This window comes from Bacillus cereus group sp. BfR-BA-01492, assembly GCF_022662815.1.
Taxonomy (GTDB): Bacteria; Bacillota; Bacilli; order Bacillales; family Bacillaceae_G; genus Bacillus_A; species Bacillus_A cereus_BD.
In genome coordinates, this window is the sequence record NZ_JAKUEH010000014.1 from 34612 (window position 1) to 56529 (window position 21918).

The following is a 21918-nucleotide window of genomic DNA, read 5'->3' on the forward strand; positions in this document are numbered from 1 at the left end:
GCAATGAAATTTACAATTATGTCAAAGGGAGATCAATCATCAAATGCACTTGCGAGTACGATGAAAGAGTATTTGCTTGATTTTGGATTTACAATGGATGAAAAGGAACCCGATATTGTAATTTCTGTTGGGGGAGATGGAACGCTTTTATATGCATTTCATCGCTATTGTCATCGTTTAGGTGAGACAGCGTTCGTCGGTGTACATACTGGGCATTTAGGATTCTATGCGGATTGGCTACCGACAGAGGTAGAGAAATTAGTAATTGCGATTGCAAAAACACCATTTCAAGTAGTGGAATATCCGCTTTTAGAAGTGATTATTCGCTATGTGAATGGAGGGAAAGAATCGCAGTATTTAGCTTTAAATGAGGCGACTGTAAAAAGGGCAGAAGGTACATTAGTTACGGAAGTAGAAATACGCGGAGAATATTTCGAAACATTTAGAGGAGACGGGCTTTGTATCTCTACTCCTTCAGGAAGCACAGCTTACAATAAAGCACTGGGCGGGGCAATTATTCATCCGTCGATTGAAGCGATTCAAATTGCGGAAATGGCATCGATTAATAATCGCGTCTTTCGTACAGTGGGTTCTCCGCTTGTTTTACCGAAGCATCATACATGTGTCTTAAAGCCGACTGCAGGAATGAATTTACAAATTACAATCGATCATTTAACAATGGTTCACCAAGATGTGAAATCAATCCAATATCGCGTAGCAAATGAGAAAGTACGATTTGTTCGTTTCCGTCCGTTCCCATTTTGGAAACGAGTTCGTGATTCATTTGTTACAGATGAATAGAAAGGGTTTATCTATTTGAAGAGATTTACATTAACATGGGATATAACGGAAACGGAAGAAGGGGCCCTCATTCGAGAATTTGTTAAAACGAAAGGGATTTCTAAAGCCGCTTTAACTGACATAAAGTTTCATGGCGGAGCGATTGAAGTAAATGGTGAAGAGGCAACGGTTCGCCACATATTAAAAGCAGGGGAAATATTGCAAATCTTTTTTCCAGTAGAGGAAAGAAGTGAAGGTATGGTAGCTGAAAATATTCCACTGTCGATTGTATATGAAGATGACGCGGTTCTTGTTATCAATAAAGAACCGTACATGTCAACCATTCCGTCAAGGGAACATCCAACAGGTAGTATCGCGAATGCGCTCCTTTATCATTATGATACGCAGCAACTTGCGAGTACGGTGCATATTGTAACAAGGCTCGACCGTGATACTTCAGGATTGATGTTAATTGCGAAGAATCGATTTGTCCATCACCTCTTATCGAAACAGCATCAACAAAAACAAGTAAAACGGATATATGAAGCAATTGTCCATGGAAGGATACTGAAAGAATCAGGTACGATTGATGCACCAATTGGAAGAAAAAGCGATAGCATTATTGAACGGATTGTACGTGAAGATGGGCAAAAGGCTGTCACACATTTTCAAGTGCGAAAACGCTATTCTGACAAAACACATGTTGCATTGCAATTAGGTACCGGTAGAACGCACCAAATTCGGGTACATATGGCACATATTGGACATCCATTATTAGGGGATGATTTATACGGTGGGCAATTGGATGTAATGAAGCGTCAAGCGCTTCATAGTAAATCGTTGACTTTTTATCACCCTATTTTGGAGAAGGAAATGTCATTTTCAGTAGATATACCAACAGATATGCTTGCTGTTTTAACGAGAGAATAGTAATGGTAAAAGCTGTCCTCATGGAAGAGGACAGCTTTTTAGCGAAATAATATTAAAATTTGGTTTGGACCTGTACGTTTCATAACAAAATATCCGCTCGTTGATGCTGTAGCGATACCGTTATCATTTGGGCGACAATATCCGTGTGTTTGGCAAGTACCATCATCACGTACTAATATTTGTCCCATTAATCCGACAGGTACCCACTCTGGTCTCTCTCTTCTCGGTGTGTACTTTATACTTGGGTTCCACTCTGCATGAATCATAGGTTCTTTCTCTTCTCCTATATATTTTCGTTGTCCCCATTCATCTGTTACATAGCGGTTATGCCAGCTTAACGGAGCGCTATTACCAATAATAAGAGGAGTGGCGCTAGAGATACCTAATATAAATGAATCTGCACTGTTTGCTTTACGGATTTTTTCTTCTGTATCGAATGTCACGAAATATCCGACATCAATTGTCTTTTGATTTGCTGTTTCAAACATTTGTGCATAGTCTGTTCCACTCGCGTTATAAGAGGCACCTTCAATGTACATTTCGCCGTTATGAGCGAGCCATTTTGCCCCTAAACCAGGCATAGAATGGTGAGTACCGTTGGCGATGAACCATGAGTATGGTTGTTCTGCGGAGCCGAATTTCCCCATAATATGAGCACCTGCAAAATGAGCTGTTGATGTATAGAGCCCCTCGGCATGTGAAGAAAATCCAGCTGCTATAGTTGCTGTCCCTTCCGCATGGGCAGCATCTCCTAAAGCAATCGTATATTTTCCTTCCGCGTGCGCGTAATTTCCGCTAGCTGTCGTTTCACTTCCCTCACTATGTGAACTATGTCCAGTTGCTTTTGTTTTGGAACCTTCAGCATGTGCAAAGGCATTGCTTGCATGCGTAAGAAGCCCTTCCGCATGTGAGGCAATTCCGTCTGCTTTCGTATGTCGCCCTTCTTCATGGGCATATTTTTGTGTGGCTGCTTTTTTTTCCGAATCTTGTTTCTCCGCAGAAAGGGCTGGAGTTGGCTTTAACAAATTTTTTATCTTTTTTACTTGATTGGTAATATATTCTAGATTTTCTGGCTGTGGTAATTTAGGGGGCTTTCGTCTTTTTTCTTTTCTGTTTGTACATTGAACATAGTTATGAGATGAATTGTTTTTAGAAAGACGCTCTTTTTTTCTTTGGAATTTTTCTGCTTTTCGATTTGCGATATGTTGGATGATCGGATCTAGCGTTGTATCATTTTCTTCCTCCGTTTGATTCCCTTCAAGAACTTCTAAAGCAGCAGCGCGAATGCTACACCAATTATTCATACCGTAGTTAGGGTGATACATGGGGAAGAAAGATTGTTTTTGTCTGGAAGATTTTTTCTTCATTTTGGCACCTCCTGCGACAGTATATGCCACATAAATGAAAAAAGATGCAAAATAAAACGCATCTTTTCAATTCCTTTCTCACTTCTTCTTGCAAGGTATTTGATTGTACCCCTCTAGTAAGACTCCCACCTCAAAAAGTGTTGAAAGAAAGTAAGGTGGGAGTAGAGCTATTCATAAAAGAAAATTCATAACGAGTCGGATGCAGATATTCCACGGATTAAAGTTTCGCTTTATGAAATGGGGCGGAATTTTTCAGGAACAAATGGCAAGGAAGACGGAACCGAAATCGTTTCCATTTCAGGATAGCGAAGTCCAGTGAGTTTTCCACCAAAGACTGCACCCGTATCAATATTGACTGTATGATTGACAAAACGAGGTTCTTTAACAGGCGTATGTCCATATACAATCCAAGCATTTCCTTTATAATTTTGGGACCAATCTCGACGAACGGGAGAACCGTCAGGGTGTTTTTCACCTGTAATATCACCATACAAAACAAAAGTTTGCACCTTTTTATCTGTTCTCCCTATGTAATTTTGCCTTATACCAGCGTGACATACAATCAATTGGTTGTTATCAAGTATGTGATAGAGTGGAGATTGTTCATACAGGTCGATAAATTTCTCTTTTATGATTGCCTGCTCATTAGAGGGCAGAGCCTGATATTCAGCAACAGTTGTTTCTAAGCCGTGGGCAATAGTTACATTACGTCCAAGAAAGAAGCGATACAATTTATTGCAATGATTTCCTGGTGCATAATAAGCTTGTTTTTGCTTGATAACAAGCTCCCATACAATTTCAATCATCTGTAATGATGCTGGACCGCGGTCGGTAATATCCCCAACAAAGGCGAGTTGTCGCTTTTCAGGATGAATTGGGAGCCCGCTATCCCAATTGTATCCAAGTTTCGTTGTTAATATTTTGAATTCTTGAAAACAGCCATGAATGTCTCCCATAATATCATATTTCATGCGATAACCTCTCATTCTTCTTTTTTCATTAGTATACCTAAAGAAAAGTAAGAAAAACCATATCTACAATAGATATGGCTTAATCAAACATAAATATTTTTGTTCGCGATCGTACATTTAAGATAAATCCAATTGCAATCATATAGGTGAGCAAAGAACTACCACCATAACTCATAAGAGGAAGGGTAATCCCAGTAATGGGAAGTAATCCAATTGTCATTCCGATGTTTTGGAATACTTGAAATGTAAACATTCCAATTGTTCCTGCACATAGATAACTGCCGAATGGATCATTGCTTTCTAATGCGATATGTATCATTCGATAGATGAGCAAGAAAAAAAGTGAAATAACAAGGCTTGCTCCTAAAAATCCAAATTGTTCTGTAATATTAGTGAAAATAAAATCGGTATGCGGCTCTGGAAAATATACTTGATTATTGGCCCATCCTTTTCCGTAAAGTTCACCAGATCCAGTAGCTAACAGTGCCTGGCGCAATTGATATCCTTGCGTTTCATATTCATAAGGAGCTAACCAACCATAGAAGCGATCTAATTGGTATTCTTTTAAAATATGTGCTTTAAAAAAGGCTGTATGCTCAAAATAAATATATGTTAAAGTAGCTGCCGCAGTAGTAGCGAGTGCTACTAGACCGATAATAAAGCGCCAGCGTATACCAGAAACTAAAATCATCGCTGCAAGCATTGCTGAAATGACCATTGTATTGCCTAAGTCAGGTTCTTTCGCGATAAGTAGTAGAGGTGGTAAACTTGCGGCGAAAATTTTCCCAAGCAAAATCATGTCTTCACGCGGTGAGTGGAACGGATATTTTTCATTATGATTTGAAATAATTCGTCCAACAACAATAATAAGAAATAACTTCATAATTTCCGAAGGCTGAAAATTTCCGAGGCCAGGTAATCTGTACCAAGCAGTAGCCCCCTTAATCGTAACAGCGCCGGGAATTTTGAGCTCAAGTCCGATCAGGAGTATCATTGCGAATCCATATAAATACCAAGCAATTTGTTTATAACGATCAAAATCAATAATCATAATCGCGATAATAGCTATAATCCCAATGATATACCACTGAATTTGTTTCGCTACAAAATTCACATTTTGTAACAGCGGTGGTAAAGACGGTTGAGCGCTTGCGATGGCAAAACAACTTACAGTCCCAATTGCAAATAAAATAAGTAATAATACATAATCAATTCGATATTGAGCATTCTTATCTTTCACCGTATGTAGTCCTTTCTATTGCATGTAATGTAATACAAAAAGACGTTATCCTTGCGATTTTGAGGTAGCCACCTCAAAATTAGCAAAGAAGATAGATAGAAGTTAGAGCTATTTGAAAGGTCTAAATCAATAGGGCTCAAAGAAAAGCCCTATTGATTTAAGTTGCACTTTATAATCATATTAGCGAATTTTACATAATTTGCAAATAAATTATTTCATTTACAAATATATAAAGAAGGATCTCCCCCGATCTCAAGAGAAGTAAAAGGAAGGTATCCTGTAACAGCTCGATTGGTGAGAGTTCACAATGAGTGGAAATGGAGAAAAATGCTACTCAATAAAAAAGAAATGAGTTTTTGAATCATTTTTATTTTGTCTTCTTGTAATTTTGTGTTATGATATAAATATATTACCAGGTACTAATAACAGATTATATTAAATAGATTTAGGGGGATAAATAAATGAATCTTCTCAACTTACAAGGGAAAAATATTATTGTAATGGGTGTTGCGAACCAACGAAGTATTGCGTGGGGCATTGCTCGTTCATTGCATAACGCTGGAGCAAACTTAATTTTTACATACGCTGGTGAGCGTTTAGAGAAAAACGTGCGTGACTTAGCGGAATCATTAGAAGGTCAAAAGTCTCTTGTTTTACCATGTGATATAACAAATGATGAAGATATCGCACGCTGCTTTGCTACAATTAAAGAAGAAGTTGGTGTCGTGCACGGATTAGCACACTGCATCGCATTTGCGAACCGCGATGATCTAAAAGGAGAATTTGTTGATACATCTCGCGATGGGTTCTTACTTGCACAAAATATTAGTTCATTCTCTTTAACAGCAGTTGCAAAAGCTGTGAAACCACTTATGACAGAAGGCGGCAGCATCGTCACATTAACATACCTTGGCGGAGAACGCGTTGTCTCTAACTATAACGTAATGGGTGTTGCAAAAGCTTCATTAGATGCAAGTGTAAGATATTTAGCAAATGACTTAGGTCAACATAACATTCGTGTAAACTCCGTATCAGCAGGCCCAATTCGTACACTATCTGCAAAAGGTGTCGGAGACTTTAACAGCATCTTAAAACAAATTGAAGAGCGCGCGCCACTTCGCCGTAATGTCACACAAGAAGAAGTTGGAAACACAGCACTATTCTTATTTAGTGACTTAGCAAGCGGTGTAACAGGTGAGAATATTCACGTTGATTCTGGGTATCATATTTTAGGATAATAAGATAACGAATGATACGATAAAAAGGCACACATTTTTGTGCCTTTTTATTTTTTGTTTTTTAGCAATTCCTCTAATTTTGTTAAGGATTGAAGAGCTTGTTTTGGTAAAAGGGAATTGGCGGAAGATTTTTCTTGGTTTGCAGTATTTTTCGTGAGTAGATTTTTTAAAGCATGTATTTGTTTTTCGGCAAGTGAAGTAGGACTCGTTCGATGTTCTTGAGGAGAAGCATCATCAGTTGCGAGTTGAATCATGGCTGTTAATGCTCTAGTAATATTTTGTAAGGGCAATATGGTAGTAAACAGTGTAAATAAATTTGAAGAAACATCCGGTGAGGTAATTCTTCCTAAAAGTGTTGATACATGTTGAGAAAGTACATTTTGTATTCTCCTAGCAAATGTATTTGAAGCTTGTGTAGGAGTTTCAATTTTGTTAGTTTGTTCTGTTAAGTCAGGTACAGTTGAATCCTCTTTTGAAGAAAGGGATTCCTTTATTTTCTCAGCAGTTAATTTTTCTTTAGGGAGCTTGACTCCGCCTAGTTCGGCAATTTGAATTAACGTATCTAATCCTTCAGGTTTATCTAATATTGAGAGCAAGAGTTCATTCGGGTCTTGATTTTGGATATCTTTTAACTGTTCGATATTTATATTTTTTCTTGAAGTTTCTATACCCATTAAGTTAGCTAATTTTAATAAGGATTCCAGTCCACCTGGTTTACTTAATATTGATAAAAGTAATTCATTTGAATTTCGATCTTTATTTTGCATTGTGACACCTCCAATCTTATTTATTTTACTCATCTGAAGGGAGCTGTTTTAGAAGATTGATTGCTGCTTGAAGTTGTGCTAACTCTGCTAATACAGCATCTTTATCTATTCCGAGTTTTTGTGTGAGCTGAAAGATATTTTCTAGAGCGGATGGGTTTTCTAGAATGGTTTGAAGTACTTGTTCTTGTGTAAGGGGTGTGGAGGAAGCGTTGGAAGTTGGGATAGAAGTAAGGAGTCCTAAGTTTGTAGATTGGATAAAATCCTGCATTTTTTGGACGATAATAGGATTATTTAAAATCGCGGCTCTTAATTCATCTATATTCGTTGTGGCAAGTTTTTCTAATTGTTCAGGATCGAAATGATCTGTATTAGGATCAGCCCCAGCTAATTTTAATGCCTCTAATATAATATTTTTACCATCTGGCGAATTAAGGAGCGTCAGCAGTAATTCATTTTGATCAATTTCCTTTGGATCTTTTTCATTTGTCATATTCTAATCCTCCTAATATGGTATGGTAAGAAAATTCATACATAGTTACTATAGTAGTAAATGCGTGGAATGAAAAAATGGCGATAGTTGTTCGTTTAGATTTTGATATAAATATAAAAATAGGCTTCTTTACTAGTTTGTTTATGTGAGTGTATGGAGTTTGTAAGTTAAATCAAGAAGATTATGAAACTATATTTGGAAAATAGGTACATATAATAGGACGCTTGTCCGTTACCGTTTGTACTTGCTTTGCATGTAATATAGTAGAGTACAAAGGATGGGAGGGGTCATGATGCTTACATTGGTATTAGCGGTTCTGACTGGTCTTTTAGATAGTTTAGTCGCTTTAATTCAAAACTTCCTAACAAACGTTATCGCTCTGGTTAATGCAGTAATTGCATAAGCACTAAAGACTCAGTGGTAAATAAGATAAAATAAAAAAAGATATAAAAAAAGCCATTCTAATTTTAGAATGGTATTTTTTTATTGCATGATTATGAAAAAAGAAAAAGCAATATCTAGAGAAAAGTCTAGATATTGCTTTGTTATTTTTGTAATATACTCTATATTTTTAAGGATAATTAGTCACAGCATAATTTAGACACTGATAGCGAAATTGCAATTTCGACTGAAATTAAACCAGTTGTACGGAAGTATACGCGATCGCCTGGCTCTAGGCAAATTGTATCTTGGAATTTGTCTAATAGAGTGATGCCTAAGATTAAGCCTGTTTCGTGAATAACTGAAGAACCATCGCATCTTTCAACTACTAATTGTAGACCGATTGGACTTATTAATTCGATACCGATGCCAACGAATGAGCCAATTAAATATTTGCCACATTCTTCAACACGGATTACACCTCTACTTGGAACAGAAATACCACTTCCGGATTTTGCAACTGTATCTAGTGGTACGATTGAACCACCGCTAAGGTTTAAACTTGCAGAGATTAAGCTTGCAAGATGAGCCGCTGCTCCATCGCAGCATTTGTCTTTTGGTAAGCAATCGTCACAGCAACGTTTACAATTACTTTTGCAGTTACCAGAGCAAGTGTCATGATGAGTAGGTTTTGTATATGTTGGAGTATAAGTTGGACATGGACACGCATAATTGTTTTGATATGACATTTTCTTTCACCCCCTAATTTGTATCTAATATAGTAAATGCACTTGGGATACTATTGGAAATAGGACGAATGTGTATTTTTAAGAGAAAACGAGCAATTGTGATAGTTACCTATTAAAAAGGAGTTTTTCTATGAGCGATGGGTTCGTTTACTAGAAATTTTGAGTGTGTGCTAGGTCTTTATCAGATTTTTGTTTCGTTGATTGGATGTGTTAGGTAAATTCATCAAATTTCTATGCAAGTTCCATCTCATTGCGAATATACATGTCACAAGAGATGTTTTTTATGTAGGAGGGATTGGTGGTGAGCAAAAGAAAGAAGGAGCGTACACCGTATCCGACATTATATATAACGCAGCCGGATTTTTCGGAGGCAAAATGGAATTTACAAAAAACATTTGTAATAAAGAAAGAAGATGAGAACCTTCGAATGGAAAAGATCCGAAGGGAAATTGCTGAGGCGAAGAGAGCAAGTGAAGAAAAAGCTATGCAAGTATCAAATGAAAAAAATACAGCCCGAAATGAGGAGAACAAAAATGCAGATTTAATTGTTGCAAGTGAGGAACTAGCGGAAGTAGCTTCTATGGAAACGGAACGAGAAGAAACAAAGACAAAAGAAGCTTTAGAAGGGCAAGAAAATATAGTAACCAAAGTAGCAGAAGAGGAGAATACAAAAACATCTAAGCGTAATGAACAGGAAGATCCGTCAGAGTCGTTGAAACAGAGTGATTCAGATTATGAAGGAAAAGCAGCGGAAGAAGCTTCAAGTCTGTATGAACAGGAAGAAGATCCGCCAGAATTGTTGAAACAGAGTGAGTTAGATCATGAAGGGAAAGCAGCGGAAGAAGCTTTAAGTCATTATGAACAGAAAGAGAGCAAACAAAAAGAATTGCCTCAATCAATGGAGGTGAAAAATGAAGGGAAAGAATACGAAGCTTCTAAAAAGCTTACAAAGCGAGAAGAGGCAGAGAAAGAGGATACATTTCATCAAATGGAGAAAAAGCGAGAGGTAAATATGTATGGTGGGCCGCCTCAAGTTGAGGAGCAGGTGCGAAAGGAAAGAGAGGCAGAAAATAGAGAAGTAGAACAATCGGAGGGAATAGATAGAAGGCAAAAAAGAGAACGTAGTAAGTCATTTAAGGATATGGATAATGAAGAAAAAATATTATTCTTACTTGATCGGCCTCATTATATTGCTTCTATTCGTTGTCAAATTAAAACAAAACAAGATTTGTTTACGGGCTATGTACGCGCATATGAAGGTGGTGAAGTATTGCTGGAAGTAAGGCGCGCACAAGAGACTTTTAATCGTTTAATGCCAAGGGAATTCAAAATTCCAATTGACGAGATCATCTCCATACGGATGATGGCGTTTTAAATACGTGAAAAGGTGGTAGACGAAGCTACCACCTTCATAGTTTGTTTGTTTTACGAAATTAGCAACCGCGAACGTGAGTGTCGCGTAGACATTGGATTGCACAGAAGCAACCTAAATCAACAGTAATACAGAATTGAGAAGCTTTTAAACCGAATTGTAGAACGGACTGATAATCTGGTTTCGTGATGCCATTTGAGTATTGACAAATTAAAAAGCGCGCCGCTAAATTTGTAAAGTCGCTTTTATCAATTGTGTGAAGTAAGCTACCTGCTAATAAATCGCAATCGTCTCCACCTAAAGATTCAACGTCTGGGATTAGCACGCGTAATACAGCACATCCATCTTCGTCAACGCTTTCTACTCGTAGAAATGGAGATGGAAGAGGAACGCTTAATGGTACATCTTTTGTTGGGATGGAGAAGCAGCTTGCTGGAATAAAGAGATCACCGCATTTATCAAATAGCACGAACGGACGAGTATTTGCGAATGGTGAGTTACAATTTGCACCAAGGAAAGGTGTGTCGCAACCGGTTGGACAATTTTCGCTGATGGAATCTTGCAGTTCATCAATAAATCTTACGACGTCAATGACGCAGTTAGATGGAAAATGATGTTGGTTGTCGTTACAGCTCATGAATTTCACTCCTTATCAAATATGTTTTAGATACATTAATAAGATATTGAGTGCGAGACAATTCGGTTACTGCTATAGAGAGGATTTTTATAAATAGGCAGCTATAAGGAAGTGATATCAGTTGGTTGTAAATACTTGGTTACTATTTATTATATTTGCATTTGCAGCTTTTCGGCTCACGCGGCTTATTGTATATGATAAAATTACCGCTTTTTTGCGAGCTCCATTTATTGAAGAGTTAGAAATTACTGAGCCAGATGGATCTGTCTCTACATATACGAAAGTAAGAGGAAAAGGACTACAAAAGTGGATAGGAGAATTATTAAGTTGTCACTGGTGTACTGGAATATGGGTGAGCGCTTTTTTAATTTGTTTGTATGTTTTGTTTCCGCACGTTGCGGAAATCGTATTATGTATACTAGGGATTGCAGGTCTTGCAGCATGTATTGAAACAATGGTAAGCCGTATGATAGGGGAATAGGACGAAGCAGCTTACATAAAAAGAGACTATCATAGGATGAAGCACGAGGAAAATGGGGGAACTGGATAAACAAGTTGTTCATATGATAAAAGGAATAATATTGCATAAAAGAGGAGAGGGTTATATGAGAAATCACTATCAACAAAATTCATATTCTGCTCAGCAATGGCATCAATATTCTGCACAACAGCAAATGCTACAGCAACAAGGGTTTGTAAAGAAAAAAGGATGTAATTGCGGGAAGAAAAATCATAAAAATAATCAACAGAAAGAAAGATATTAAACACTCACAAATTTGTGAGTGTTTTTCATTCTATTTGATAATGAAGAGGTAGAATCCAAAGTTTATTTACTAGTATTTTGATTATTCGTAGACACGAGTACTGAATGATTTGAAGACAATGAAAGAGCCTGGCATGAGAATCCGGGATACGTTTTATCGTTTCATCTTGCAATGAACTAAATATCCATTGTAAGGCGCAGCGAAGACCTAAGCGATATGTCTTTTTGCTTTTTAGAAAACTATAGCTACGTGCTGTCGTAATGAGATGTGTAAAGTCTTCCGTTCCTTCCAATAATTTATGGTGAATTTGTTGATCTGGATGGTAGCGAAATGAACTTAGTGCTTCTGCTATATAAACGCCTTTTCCTTTTTGTAACAAATGAACCCATGAAGCCATATCGATACTACAATTATATTGACGGCCACTTAAAGTTCCGAAAGGTTGTGTTAAAAAAGAGAGGCGAAAGAGAACGGTTGTTGGTTCTCCGAGTATATTTAAACTTGTTTGTAGCATTAAGTCTCCTAATGCAGTACCATATAAAGCCCCCACTGATGAAAGATTCCCTTTCCTTTATTCTTTCCGCCAATAAGCGCCAAATTGATCAATTTCTGTGAGAGAGAATTTGATTTTGCGCTGCTTTTGAAAGTCTGCTACAGCTTCTGCGCAAGCTGGTAGACCATAATCGTCAATAATAATAAATCCACCAGTTGAAACTTTATCGTATAAATTGACTAAACTATCCATTGTGGATTCGTACATATCGCCATCGAGGCGAGCGATTGCAATTTTTTCAATAGGAGCTATTGGTAACGTATCTTTAAACCAACCTTTTAAAAATTTGACCTGGTCATCTAATAAATCATATTTTTTAAAGTTTTCTTGTACTTGCTCGAGTGAAACGCGTAAATAATCGAATGTATGTAAATAATCATGAGAATCTTGTGGGTATGCTTGAACATTTGGGGCGGGGAGTCCTTGGAAAGAGTCAGCGACCCATACAGTACGATTTATAATTCCATGTGCTTTTAAAAACCCCCGCATGAAAATACAAGATCCTCCTCGCCATACACCTGTTTCAATAAAGTCTCCCTCAATATGTTCACGTATAACGGTTTCCATTGCGTTTTGTAATTGGTTCATTCGTGTGCGCCCAATCATACTATGAGCTGCTCGTGGCCAATCGTTACCATCTCGTCTCTCTTCTTTTGAAATGACAGGCTTGACGATTTTTAGTTGATGAGCTTCTGCATATTGCTTAATAAATAGAGGCAATGGGACAGTAACGGGTTCATAAGGGAGTTCCTGTGTAATATGTAAGGATGCTGGTAAGTATGGTTCGTATTCTAACCAAATTTCAAATAAAATTGTTTTCTTTAGTAATTCGAGATATAGCTGAACGGCTGTTTCATTTTGCATACGTATTCCCCCTGAAAAGTGTCATACAATGTTATGATTATGCGGAAGAAATGAAATTCATGAGTGGATGGATAATAAAAAAGACAGTAAAACATATAAATGTCTTACTGTCTATCGGAGAAGGATTAAGCGATTTTTTCAATAATAATTGTAGCACTTGTTCCAAGAGCTAGAGATAGACCTAAACCGGTAACAACAGCTTCAACTAAAGAAGGAGTAGTAGTAATTTGCGTAATAGCTTGGAGTACAATAGGTGCGCCCAGTGAAATTAAAGTAGTTCCAGATCCTGGAATAGGTGTGCCGTTTACTTCAATTGTGAGGCCGCCTAATAGACTTACAAGTGCGGTATAGGCAATAACAGTAATTTTATAAAATCCAGTTTCATTAATCGTAAAGGTATCGGCATCTAGTTGAGAAATAGCTGTACCAAATTGTGCTCCGACTGTATTAAATGGTATTGGCTGATCTACTCCAAGACCTATACTAATTGTGGAAGAGTTAAAGGCATATAAACCTGCTGGAAGACCTGCACTAGTCGGTCCAGTCGGCCCAGTAATACCAGTTTCCCCGGTCGGTCCAGTCGGTCCAGTAATACCAGTTTCCCCGGTCGGTCCAGTCGGCCCAGTAATACCAGTTTCCCCGGTCGGTCCAGTCGGTCCAGTAACACCAGTCCCTCCAGTCGGTCCTGATGGAAGAGTAAATGGTGGAATAGGTGGTAATGTAGGGCCGATAAAGTCAGGATCTAGTGCACTAGCTGCCAAATATTCTTCATCGTTTGAATAATTTTCCTTTGACATAAATTCACCTCCAAAAAGCATTCATTATATAGTAGATGTACAGCATGAACAAAATGACACTGACACATGAATTATTTCTTTTTGGGAAAGTTTTCACTTCTTTCAACATAAACTTGAGTGGGAGAGGGTGAGAATTTTGAGAGATAAGGAAATTACAATTAGCTTATGTATGATTGTGAGAGATGAAGAACAAACAATAGGAAGATGCTTAGATTCTATTCAATCTCTTGTTGATGAAATAATTGTTGTAGATACAGGATCTATTGATCGAACGCAAGAAATTGTTCGGGAATACACACCTCATATATACGAATTTCCTTGGGTGGATGATTTTTCAGCGGCTCGTAATTTTTCTTTTTCAAAAGCGACACAAGATTATATATTGTGGCTCGATGCAGATGATGTCTTATTAGAAGACGCGCAAGAATTGCTAAGGAAATTAAAATGGGAGTTAGATGATAAAATAGATGCCGTTTCTATGCCATACCACCTTGTAATGGACTCGAATGGAAAACCGTTATATTGTACGAGAAGGTATCGGCTCGTTAAGCGAGGGTGTGGATTTGAATGGTTTGGAAAAGTGCATGAATATTTAGCGGTACATGGTGAACTTCTTCAAAGTGAAGTCGCCATTACACATAAAAAAGAAAAAAAGCCAACAAATCGTAATTTGAAGATTTTCCAAAATATTGTAGCGAATGGAGAGGAATTAACTGCTAGAGATATTTTTTATTATGCCAATGAATGTTCAGATCACCAGCACTATGAAGATGCGGTTTCATTATATGAAGTATTTCTAGAGAGGGAAGAAGGATGGGATGAAGAAAAAATTTACGCGTGTGGGAAGTTGGGGGATTGTTATTTACAGCTAGAAAAATGGAAAGAAGCTATATTAGCTTGTACAAGGTCGTTTCAATATTCTATTCCGAGAGGTGAGAATTGTACAAGATTAGGGAATATATATATGAAACAAGAGAAATATGAAGAGGCTATATTTTGGTATAAGTTAGCAACTGAAGTGCCTGCTCCTCAAGCGAGCCCGTTTTATAGTCCAGCTAGCTATACATGGCTTCCTTATTTGCAAATGTGTATTTGTTATAGCCGTCTCGGGGATCAGGAAAAAGCTCTTTATTATAATGAATTGGCAGCAACTTACGTCCCAAATAATGCGGCTATTGAATATAACAGAACTTACTTTAGAAAGGTATTTAGGCAGGAATATGAGGGATAACATGTAGCGTGAGTGCGTAGAGTATGGTAAAGAACTTACAATAAGAAGTAAGGCTGTCATTCATAAGGAGGGAAAATAACATGAATAAAGGAGAGTCTTCCTTATATAATGAAAAACCAGATTTTTATTATACAGGAGCAAATCCACATTTACTCAAACATATAAAAAGCGAATGGAAAGAAGTATTAGATATCGGATGTTCTGAAGGTGGATTGGGAGCGGCCATAAAAGAAAAGGGAGCACGTGTATCAGGGATTGAAGCATTTTCTGATGCATTTGAAAAAGCAAAACAGAAATTGGATCATGTTTTGCATGGTGATATTGAAACGATGGAATTACCATATGAGCATGAACAATTTGACTGTATTATTTTTGGGGATGTGTTAGAACATTTATTTGATCCTTGGGCAGTGATTGAAAAAGTAAAACCATATGTAAAAAAAGGTGGCGTCATTTTAGCGAGTATTCCAAATGTAGCTCATATTTCAGTGATCCAGTCATTATTAGCTGGGAATTGGACTTATACAGAATTGGGACTTATGGATAAAACGCACATTCGCTTTTTTACCTTTAATGAAATGCTACGATTATTTTTGAAGGCTGGTTTTTCTATACAAGAAGTTGATCGTGTATATGTGCCATATGATCAAGATGTGCCGCTCATTGAGGATTTGCAGAAAATCTGTAGTAAATATCGGTTAGGGAGTGGTTTTTTAGCAGAATCAGTTGTTTATCAGTATGTAATCTTGGCGGAGAAATAAGAATGAATCAGGCGGAGAAAACCATTTTATTTGTTACATGTGTTAACAATCAACAAATGTATGCAAAATGCGTCAAGCATATTATGAATTTAGAAGTACCAGATTCATACCGCGTTGAGTTTCTACCGATTCGAAATGCCAAGAGTATGACAAGTGGATATAATACAGCGATTTCTCATCCGGCAAAATATAAAGTGTATTTACATCAAGATGTGTTTATTATTAATCGAGCATTTTTATGCGGAATAATTGAATTATTCACGAAACATGAGAATCTCGGGATGATTGGGATGGTTGGTGCACAATATGTACCGCAAAATGGCTTATGGAATATTGGAAAAGGGGTTGTAGGGAAGGTAATCGGTTATATGAATGATATTTTCTATATGGCAACATTAGAGAAACCGTTTCATGAATCAAAAACATTTATGCCTGTAGAAGCAATTGACGGATTATTAATGGCGACGCAGTATGATATTCCGTGGCGAGAGGATTTGTTTGACGGCTTTCATTTTTATGACGTATCGCAATCATTTGAGTTTCGAAAAGCAGGATATACAGTAGGAGTTCCTGTGCAGCGTGATGCATGGTGCATTCACTATCATATTGATATAAATTTGGATCATTATGAGAAGTACCGTGAAATTTTTGTAGAACATTATATGGGGAAAAAGTCGTAAGAGAGAAAGGATTGTAGGTATGCAAGAAAAGACAATATTATTTGTCATTTGTACAAATAATGAGGAACTTTTTGCGCAATGTCAAAGACAGATTCATAATCTATTTGTACCTCCGGGATATCAAATTCAAATTTTACCAATATACGGAGCAAAAAGTATGACAAGTGCATATAACGAAGCAATTTCGCATCCTGCAAAGTATAAGGTGTATTTGCATCAAGATACTTTTATTATTGATCGAAATGTTGCTACTTATTTGATTGACCTTTTTACAAAGAATGAAAAGCTTGGATTAATTGGTGTTGCTGGTTGTCAAAGTCTGCCCGCTAGTGGGATTTGGTGGGAAGGAAAAAATTTAGTCGCACAAGTGATTGAATACCGAGGACAAAACTATCAATTGTTGAATTTGGAGCAACCATTTTATGAATCAAAGACATTTCTATCTGTGGAAGCAATTGATGGACTATTTATGGCGACGCAATATGATATTCCATGGCGCGAAGATGTATTTGATGGTTTTCACTTTTATGATATTTCCCAATCGATGGAATTTCGAAAAGCGGGATATTTAATTGGAATTTCTACTCAAAAAGCACCGTGGTGTATTCATTATAATGGTGATGAATTTGATGCTGTAGCGTATGAGAAATATAGACAAAAATTTGTAGAACACTATATGAAACCACTATTTTCATTATAAGATAGTGGTTTCATAGTTAAGTATAGAGAGGAGTAAAAGGGGGGATTTTAGATGAAAGGGATTATTTTAGCTGGAGGAACGGGATCGCGGCTATACCCCATTACGAAAGTAACGAATAAGCATTTGCTTCCAGTTGGTCGTTATCCGATGATTTATCATGCTGTTTATAAGATGAAACAATGCGGCATTACCGATATTATGGTTGTTACGGGAAAAGAACATATGGGGGATGTCGTTAATTTTTTAGGAAGCGGTCATGATTTTCATGTTTCATTCACGTATCGAGTGCAGGATAGCGCCGGGGGAATAGCTGAGGCGCTCGGACTTTGTGAACAATTTGTTGGAAAAGATCGGATGCTTGTTATACTAGGGGATAATATTTTCTCCGATAATATTTATCCATACGTTCAGGAATATGTAAAGCAAGAAAAAGGAGCAAAGGTATTATTGCAGGAAGTGGAAGATCCAGAGAGATTTGGAGTCCCGGTTATACAAGATGGTAAAATTATTGAAATTGAAGAAAAGCCAAAGAAGCCGAAAAGTTCATATGCAGTGACAGGAATTTATATGTATGACGCTGAGGTATTTTCATATATTAAACAATTAACACCTTCAGAAAGAGGAGAGCTTGAGATTACAGATTTAAATAATCGGTATTTGAAACGCGGTTTATTATCTTATAATATTATGTCTGGTTGGTGGACAGACGCAGGAACACATACATCATTGCAGAGAGCAAATGCATTAGCGTGTCATTTAGATTTTGGTCAACAATTTAATGGGGAATAGGTGGGTATATGGAAATAGTTGAAACACATTTTCAGCATGCTTTATTATTACAACCTCGTTTATTTGAAGATCATCGTGGTTTTTTTACAGAAAGTTATAATTGGAAACAGCTTCAAAAATTAGGCGTTTCTTATTCGTTCATTCAAGATAATCTTTCATTTTCAGCGAAGGCCGGCACAGTGCGCGGTTTGCATTTTCAGAAAGAGCCGAAAGCGCAAACGAAATTAATCCAAGTATTAAAAGGGGCAATCTATGATGTTATTGTGGATTTACGCGTTTCATCTCCAACATATAAAGAGTGGAAAGGCTTTATATTAAGCGAAGAAAATCATAGGCAGCTTCTTGTGCCAAAAGGATTTGCTCATGGATTTTGTACGCTCGTGCCAAATACACTCGTTATGTATAAAGTAGATGAATATTATAGTGTAGATCATGATGATGGATTATATTGGAATGATGAAAGCTTGGCGATTACATGGCCGGTCCGTGAACCGATTCTTTCAGAAAAAGATAAAGCGTTGCCTACATTTGACCAATATCATGATTGTTTTAAGTAGGAGTGTTGGATATGAATATATTAGTAACCGGTGGAGCAGGTTTTATTGGAAGTAACTTTATTCATTATATATTACGAACGCATCAGACATATCGTATCATTAATTACGATCTTTTAACATATAGTGGGAATCTTGAAAATTTGCAATCTGTTCATCAAGATTCTCGTTATTTTTTTGTACAAGGAGATATTCAAAATCGAGAACTTGTCCAAAACGTAATTTTGCAACACCGTATCGATTGTATTATGAATTTTGCAGCAGAATCACATGTAGATCGAAGTATTGAAAACTCAACTCCCTTTTTCAATACAAACGTAATGGGAACAGTCGCATTGTTAGAAGTAGTGAAAAGGTATCCGAATATAAAAATGCTTCAAGTTTCAACAGATGAAGTGTATGGTTCATTAGGAAATGAGGGATTTTTCACAGAAACAACGCCACTAGCGCCAAGTAGCCCATATTCTTCAAGTAAAGCAAGTGCAGATATGATTGCTCTTTCTTATTTCAAAACGTATGGAACGCACGTCTCAATCACACGTTGTTCAAACAATTATGGCCCGTATCAATACCCTGAAAAATTAATTCCGCTTATGATCATTCAAGCATTAAAAGGGAAAAAGCTTCCTGTATATGGAGATGGAAAAAACATTCGTGACTGGCTTCATGTAGAAGATCATTGCCGAGCTCTGGATGCTGTTATGCATAGAGGAAAAGCAGGAGAGGTATACAATATTGGAGGGAATCAGGAAAGAACAAATATAGAAGTGGTGCAAAGTATACTGCAACAACTTGGAAAGTCAGAAACAGCTATTGAATTTGTAGCAGACCGCCTTGGACATGATAGGCGTTATGCAATTGATGCAAGCAAAATAAAAAAGGAACTAGGATGGAGTCCAACTTATACATTTGAAGAAGGTTTGAGGGAAACGATTGAGTGGTATTGTGAGAATGAATTATGGTGGAGCCGACTACAACAAAAATAAGGAGCGACTGTATGAAGAAGGTCAAAGTCTGTATTACAGGAGCGAACGGTCAGTTAGGGAAAGAATTGCAGGAAGTATTTATGCTCGATAAATATGAAGTGTATCCCTTAGGAAAAGATGCTTTAGATGTAACGAAAATGGAAGATGTGATGAGGCTGATGCAACAATTACAGCCAGATATTATTATTCATGCTGCTGCTTATACAAAAGTAGATAAAGCGGAAGAAGAGCAAGCGTTGGCTTTTTTAGTCAATGCAATCGGCACAAGGAATATTGCAGTTGTTGCACAAGAGTGCAATGCAAAGCTTGTTTATATTAGTACAGATTATGTCTTTTCAGGTGATCAAAAAGAAGGATATCATGAATTTCACGCTACAGCACCTATTAATATATATGGTCATTCAAAGTTAGCCGGGGAACAATTTGTCCAAAGCTTACATCACAGGTATTTTATTGTTCGGACTTCCTGGCTATATGGAAAACATGGGCATAATTTTGTGAAGACGATTCTTCGCTTAGCGGATGAGAAAGAGGAAATATCAATCGTTTCCGACCAAATTGGTTCACCGACATACGCAGGGGATTTAGCTCGTATGATTGAAAGATTAGTAGAAACGAATTTATATGGTATCTATCATGTATGTAATAGCGGATCATGTTCTTGGTATGAATTTGCGAAGAAAGCATTACAAATGATGCGAAAAGATGTGAAAGTTCATCCGATAACGACAAAAGACTATGGAGCAAAAGCAAAGAGACCTCATTACTCTATTTTGAAAAATCATATGATAGAATTAAATGGTTTTCCCATTTTGAGAGGGTGGAATGAAGCGTTAGCGCAATGTATAGAGAGAATAAAGTAAAAAGAAAAAGCGGTTTTCGAAAAATCTTTTCGAAAGCCGCTTTTTGATTAACCAATTTGTGCCACAGTTAATGCGGCAGCACGAACATCAACGCTTCCAATCACTTCAACAGGAACAATTTGAATAAGGTTACCAGGGTTCAAATTAATAAGAATTACACCGCTAGAAACATCAACTTCACCAGTACCTACGATATTAGAACGAACTGCAGTTCCTGAACCAGGAATAATATTATCCAGTGTATTTAAAGTTAAAAAGAATCGAGCAGCTTCTGGAGAAACGGGAACATTATCAAGACTAATCGTCAATGTATAACTAATTTGATAAATACCTGCTCTTTCAATTCGAATGCCAGCTCCTGTGCTAACAGTATCATTCAATACAGGTACACTAATATTTGGATTTGGATTTGTGCTAGGTAATGCTAGAGGAATGCCTAATGTTGCAAATTGAGGTGCTGAGGCATTAAATGCAAAACCAAAAGCAGGTAGTGTATCGACTGGAGCGTTGGGGCAAATTTGAGTAGGTTTACAATCCCAAGAGGACATAGTTTTCACTCCTTTACTTGTTCTACTGTTATTTAATGAATCCAATCACGTTCCTGCTATAGACAGGTTCCTAATTTTCATAAAAAAATAGTTAAAAATAATGTGAATGATATCGAAAGTAGGAGGAAAAGGTCTTGATTTTCATGCGGGATCAATCAATCAAGGTGGAGAAGGAGTCTTTTTTATGCAAGTTGCATTGTTAGGAGTCTCGCTTTTTGATGAATGATCATTACGGAAACAGTGATGGGGTGGCATCGTTCTACCACCCCAATCATTCGGTAACATATACGTCGTTACATTAAATAGAGACATCTCGTAAGCATTGGATACCACAGAAACAATTTAAATCAACAGTAATACAAGAAGTTGTGGCGCGCAATGAAGCATTTGGAACATTTAAAAATGTACAAATTGGGTTATCGCTTGTATCAGGTTCGCCTCCTACAAATACGGCTAAAACGCGCAATACAGCACAGCAATCATCATCTACACTTTCAACACGGAATATAGGGGATAGGCAGCTTGTAACAGATCCTGATGGAGCGAATGCTTCAAACGGTGTTCCGGATTTTGTAAATAAAACAAAAGGTCTTGTATTGGCAACTCTTGCGTCATTATTTGGCCCTAAAAAGGGAACTTCGCAACCTGTTGAACATGTTGTAGTTGCACATTCTTGTAATTCATGTATAAAACGTACTACATTACATACACAATTAGAATCAAAATTAGGATCAAAATCGTGAGGATGCTCCTCGTGACAGTTGCAGCTCATTCTGTTCACTCCTTATCGTGTGTTCTGACATACACTATTACAATATGAATGGAATAGGATTGATATTACGCTAATTCGTACGATGAAAGCATGAATTTTTCATTTGAAATAAAGAGGTGTTAGGAAGAATGAGA

General features: G+C 37.2%; 27 protein-coding genes. 15 read left to right on the plus strand and 12 right to left on the minus strand.

Going from position 1 to position 21918, the window contains the following annotated elements:
• The first annotated feature begins 3 nt into the window (after positions 1-3).
• Together MR063_RS16395 and MR063_RS16400 are read left to right on the plus strand one after the other, a co-directional pair.
• Positions 4-801: an NAD kinase gene (locus tag MR063_RS16395; RefSeq protein WP_242142307.1), complete on the plus strand. Its 798-nt coding sequence runs from the start codon at positions 4-6 to the stop codon at positions 799-801.
• A 15-nt stretch (positions 802-816) separates the two neighbouring features.
• On the plus strand, positions 817-1710 hold the full coding sequence (locus tag MR063_RS16400; RefSeq protein WP_242199653.1) for an RluA family pseudouridine synthase: 894 nt from the start codon (positions 817-819) through the stop codon (positions 1708-1710).
• Between the two features lie 38 nt (positions 1711-1748).
• Here the strand turns inward: MR063_RS16400 and MR063_RS16405 are convergent, their stop codons facing one another.
• The 3 genes from MR063_RS16405 to MR063_RS16415 form a co-directional block, all read right to left on the minus strand.
• A complete protein-coding gene (locus tag MR063_RS16405; protein WP_242142311.1) occupies positions 1749-3077 on the minus strand; it encodes a peptidase G2 autoproteolytic cleavage domain-containing protein in 1329 nt (442 codons plus the stop codon).
• 230 nt (positions 3078-3307) lie between these two features.
• Positions 3308-4048 carry a bis(5'-nucleosyl)-tetraphosphatase PrpE gene (gene prpE, locus MR063_RS16410; RefSeq protein ID WP_242199656.1) on the minus strand — a complete coding sequence of 247 codons (741 nt, stop codon included), beginning with the start codon at positions 4046-4048 and terminating at the stop codon, positions 3308-3310.
• 79 nt (positions 4049-4127) lie between these two features.
• Positions 4128-5288, minus strand: coding sequence for an FtsW/RodA/SpoVE family cell cycle protein (locus MR063_RS16415; protein ID WP_242199667.1), 1161 nt, complete (start codon positions 5286-5288; stop codon positions 4128-4130).
• 461 nt (positions 5289-5749) lie between these two features.
• Here MR063_RS16415 and fabI point away from each other — a divergent pair, with 461 nt between their 5' ends.
• Positions 5750-6526 carry an enoyl-ACP reductase FabI gene (gene fabI, locus MR063_RS16420; RefSeq protein ID WP_242142317.1) on the plus strand — a complete coding sequence of 259 codons (777 nt, stop codon included), beginning with the start codon at positions 5750-5752 and terminating at the stop codon, positions 6524-6526.
• A gap of 47 nt (positions 6527-6573) precedes the next feature.
• On the opposite strand, the gene MR063_RS16425 is transcribed toward fabI, so the two are convergent.
• Together MR063_RS16425 and MR063_RS16430 are read right to left on the minus strand one after the other, a co-directional pair.
• Positions 6574-7293 carry a hypothetical protein gene (locus tag MR063_RS16425; protein WP_242199669.1) on the minus strand — a complete coding sequence of 240 codons (720 nt, stop codon included), beginning with the start codon at positions 7291-7293 and terminating at the stop codon, positions 6574-6576.
• A 25-nt stretch (positions 7294-7318) separates the two neighbouring features.
• The gene (locus MR063_RS16430) at positions 7319-7783 is read right to left on the minus strand and encodes a hypothetical protein (protein WP_242199670.1); all 465 of its coding nucleotides are present in this window, start codon (positions 7781-7783) and stop codon (positions 7319-7321) included.
• 277 nt (positions 7784-8060) lie between these two features.
• Here MR063_RS16430 and MR063_RS21845 point away from each other — a divergent pair, with 277 nt between their 5' ends.
• Positions 8061-8186 carry a hypothetical protein gene (locus MR063_RS21845; RefSeq protein ID WP_277927904.1) on the plus strand — a complete coding sequence of 42 codons (126 nt, stop codon included), beginning with the start codon at positions 8061-8063 and terminating at the stop codon, positions 8184-8186.
• Positions 8187-8364: 178 nt separating this feature from the next.
• On the opposite strand, the gene MR063_RS16435 is transcribed toward MR063_RS21845, so the two are convergent.
• The gene (locus tag MR063_RS16435) at positions 8365-8913 is read right to left on the minus strand and encodes a hypothetical protein (protein WP_242199671.1); all 549 of its coding nucleotides are present in this window, start codon (positions 8911-8913) and stop codon (positions 8365-8367) included.
• 301 nt (positions 8914-9214) lie between these two features.
• Between MR063_RS16435 and MR063_RS16440 the strand changes: the two genes are divergently transcribed.
• Positions 9215-10288 (plus strand): CotO family spore coat protein, encoded by a 1074-nt coding sequence (locus MR063_RS16440; RefSeq protein ID WP_242199673.1) that lies wholly within the window; start codon positions 9215-9217, stop codon positions 10286-10288.
• Between the two features lie 58 nt (positions 10289-10346).
• Here the strand turns inward: MR063_RS16440 and MR063_RS16445 are convergent, their stop codons facing one another.
• Complete coding sequence (locus MR063_RS16445; protein WP_242142327.1) at positions 10347-10922, minus strand: CotY/CotZ family spore coat protein; 576 nt, start codon at positions 10920-10922, stop codon at positions 10347-10349.
• Between the two features lie 121 nt (positions 10923-11043).
• On the opposite strand from MR063_RS16445, the gene MR063_RS16450 reads away from it, so the two are divergent.
• Positions 11044-11403 carry a DUF1360 domain-containing protein gene (locus MR063_RS16450; RefSeq protein WP_242199675.1) on the plus strand — a complete coding sequence of 120 codons (360 nt, stop codon included), beginning with the start codon at positions 11044-11046 and terminating at the stop codon, positions 11401-11403.
• 124 nt (positions 11404-11527) lie between these two features.
• The gene (locus MR063_RS16455; RefSeq protein WP_242199677.1) at positions 11528-11686 is read left to right on the plus strand and encodes a cytochrome C oxidase subunit III; all 159 of its coding nucleotides are present in this window, start codon (positions 11528-11530) and stop codon (positions 11684-11686) included.
• A gap of 25 nt (positions 11687-11711) precedes the next feature.
• On the opposite strand, the gene MR063_RS16460 is transcribed toward MR063_RS16455, so the two are convergent.
• From MR063_RS16460 to MR063_RS16470, 3 genes are all read right to left on the minus strand, one after another.
• Positions 11712-12236, minus strand: coding sequence for a hypothetical protein (locus tag MR063_RS16460; protein ID WP_242199678.1), 525 nt, complete (start codon positions 12234-12236; stop codon positions 11712-11714).
• 21 nt (positions 12237-12257) lie between these two features.
• Positions 12258-13103, minus strand: a complete 846-nt coding sequence (locus tag MR063_RS16465; RefSeq protein WP_242199679.1) for a TylF/MycF family methyltransferase — start codon at positions 13101-13103, stop codon at positions 12258-12260.
• Positions 13104-13228: 125 nt separating this feature from the next.
• Positions 13229-13900, minus strand: coding sequence for a BclA C-terminal domain-containing protein (locus MR063_RS16470; RefSeq protein ID WP_242199680.1), 672 nt, complete (start codon positions 13898-13900; stop codon positions 13229-13231).
• A gap of 169 nt (positions 13901-14069) precedes the next feature.
• On the opposite strand from MR063_RS16470, the gene MR063_RS16475 reads away from it, so the two are divergent.
• The 8 genes from MR063_RS16475 to rfbD all read left to right on the plus strand — a co-directional run bounded on the left by MR063_RS16475 (position 14070) and on the right by rfbD (position 20464).
• Positions 14070-15131: a glycosyltransferase gene (locus MR063_RS16475; RefSeq protein WP_277927908.1), complete on the plus strand. Its 1062-nt coding sequence runs from the start codon at positions 14070-14072 to the stop codon at positions 15129-15131.
• 80 nt (positions 15132-15211) lie between these two features.
• A complete protein-coding gene (locus MR063_RS16480; protein WP_242199681.1) occupies positions 15212-15892 on the plus strand; it encodes a class I SAM-dependent methyltransferase in 681 nt (226 codons plus the stop codon).
• 2 nt (positions 15893-15894) lie between these two features.
• Entirely contained in the window at positions 15895-16572 is a 678-nt protein-coding gene (locus MR063_RS16485) for a glycosyltransferase family protein (protein WP_242199682.1), read from the plus strand.
• A 19-nt stretch (positions 16573-16591) separates the two neighbouring features.
• Positions 16592-17272 carry a glycosyltransferase family protein gene (locus MR063_RS16490; protein WP_242142341.1) on the plus strand — a complete coding sequence of 227 codons (681 nt, stop codon included), beginning with the start codon at positions 16592-16594 and terminating at the stop codon, positions 17270-17272.
• Between the two features lie 51 nt (positions 17273-17323).
• Positions 17324-18061 carry a sugar phosphate nucleotidyltransferase gene (locus MR063_RS16495; protein ID WP_242142344.1) on the plus strand — a complete coding sequence of 246 codons (738 nt, stop codon included), beginning with the start codon at positions 17324-17326 and terminating at the stop codon, positions 18059-18061.
• 8 nt (positions 18062-18069) lie between these two features.
• The gene (gene rfbC, locus MR063_RS16500) at positions 18070-18618 is read left to right on the plus strand and encodes a dTDP-4-dehydrorhamnose 3,5-epimerase (RefSeq protein ID WP_242199683.1); all 549 of its coding nucleotides are present in this window, start codon (positions 18070-18072) and stop codon (positions 18616-18618) included.
• A gap of 11 nt (positions 18619-18629) precedes the next feature.
• Positions 18630-19601, plus strand: a complete 972-nt coding sequence (gene rfbB, locus MR063_RS16505; RefSeq protein ID WP_242199684.1) for a dTDP-glucose 4,6-dehydratase — start codon at positions 18630-18632, stop codon at positions 19599-19601.
• 11 nt (positions 19602-19612) lie between these two features.
• Positions 19613-20464 (plus strand): dTDP-4-dehydrorhamnose reductase, encoded by an 852-nt coding sequence (rfbD, locus tag MR063_RS16510; RefSeq protein ID WP_242199685.1) that lies wholly within the window; start codon positions 19613-19615, stop codon positions 20462-20464.
• 47 nt (positions 20465-20511) lie between these two features.
• Here rfbD and exsF read toward each other — a convergent pair whose 3' ends face one another.
• A complete protein-coding gene (gene exsF / locus MR063_RS16515; RefSeq protein ID WP_242199687.1) occupies positions 20512-21012 on the minus strand; it encodes an exosporium protein ExsF in 501 nt (166 codons plus the stop codon).
• A 298-nt stretch (positions 21013-21310) separates the two neighbouring features.
• Positions 21311-21784 (minus strand): CotY/CotZ family spore coat protein, encoded by a 474-nt coding sequence (locus MR063_RS16520; RefSeq protein WP_242142353.1) that lies wholly within the window; start codon positions 21782-21784, stop codon positions 21311-21313.
• Positions 21785-21918 lie beyond the last annotated feature (134 nt).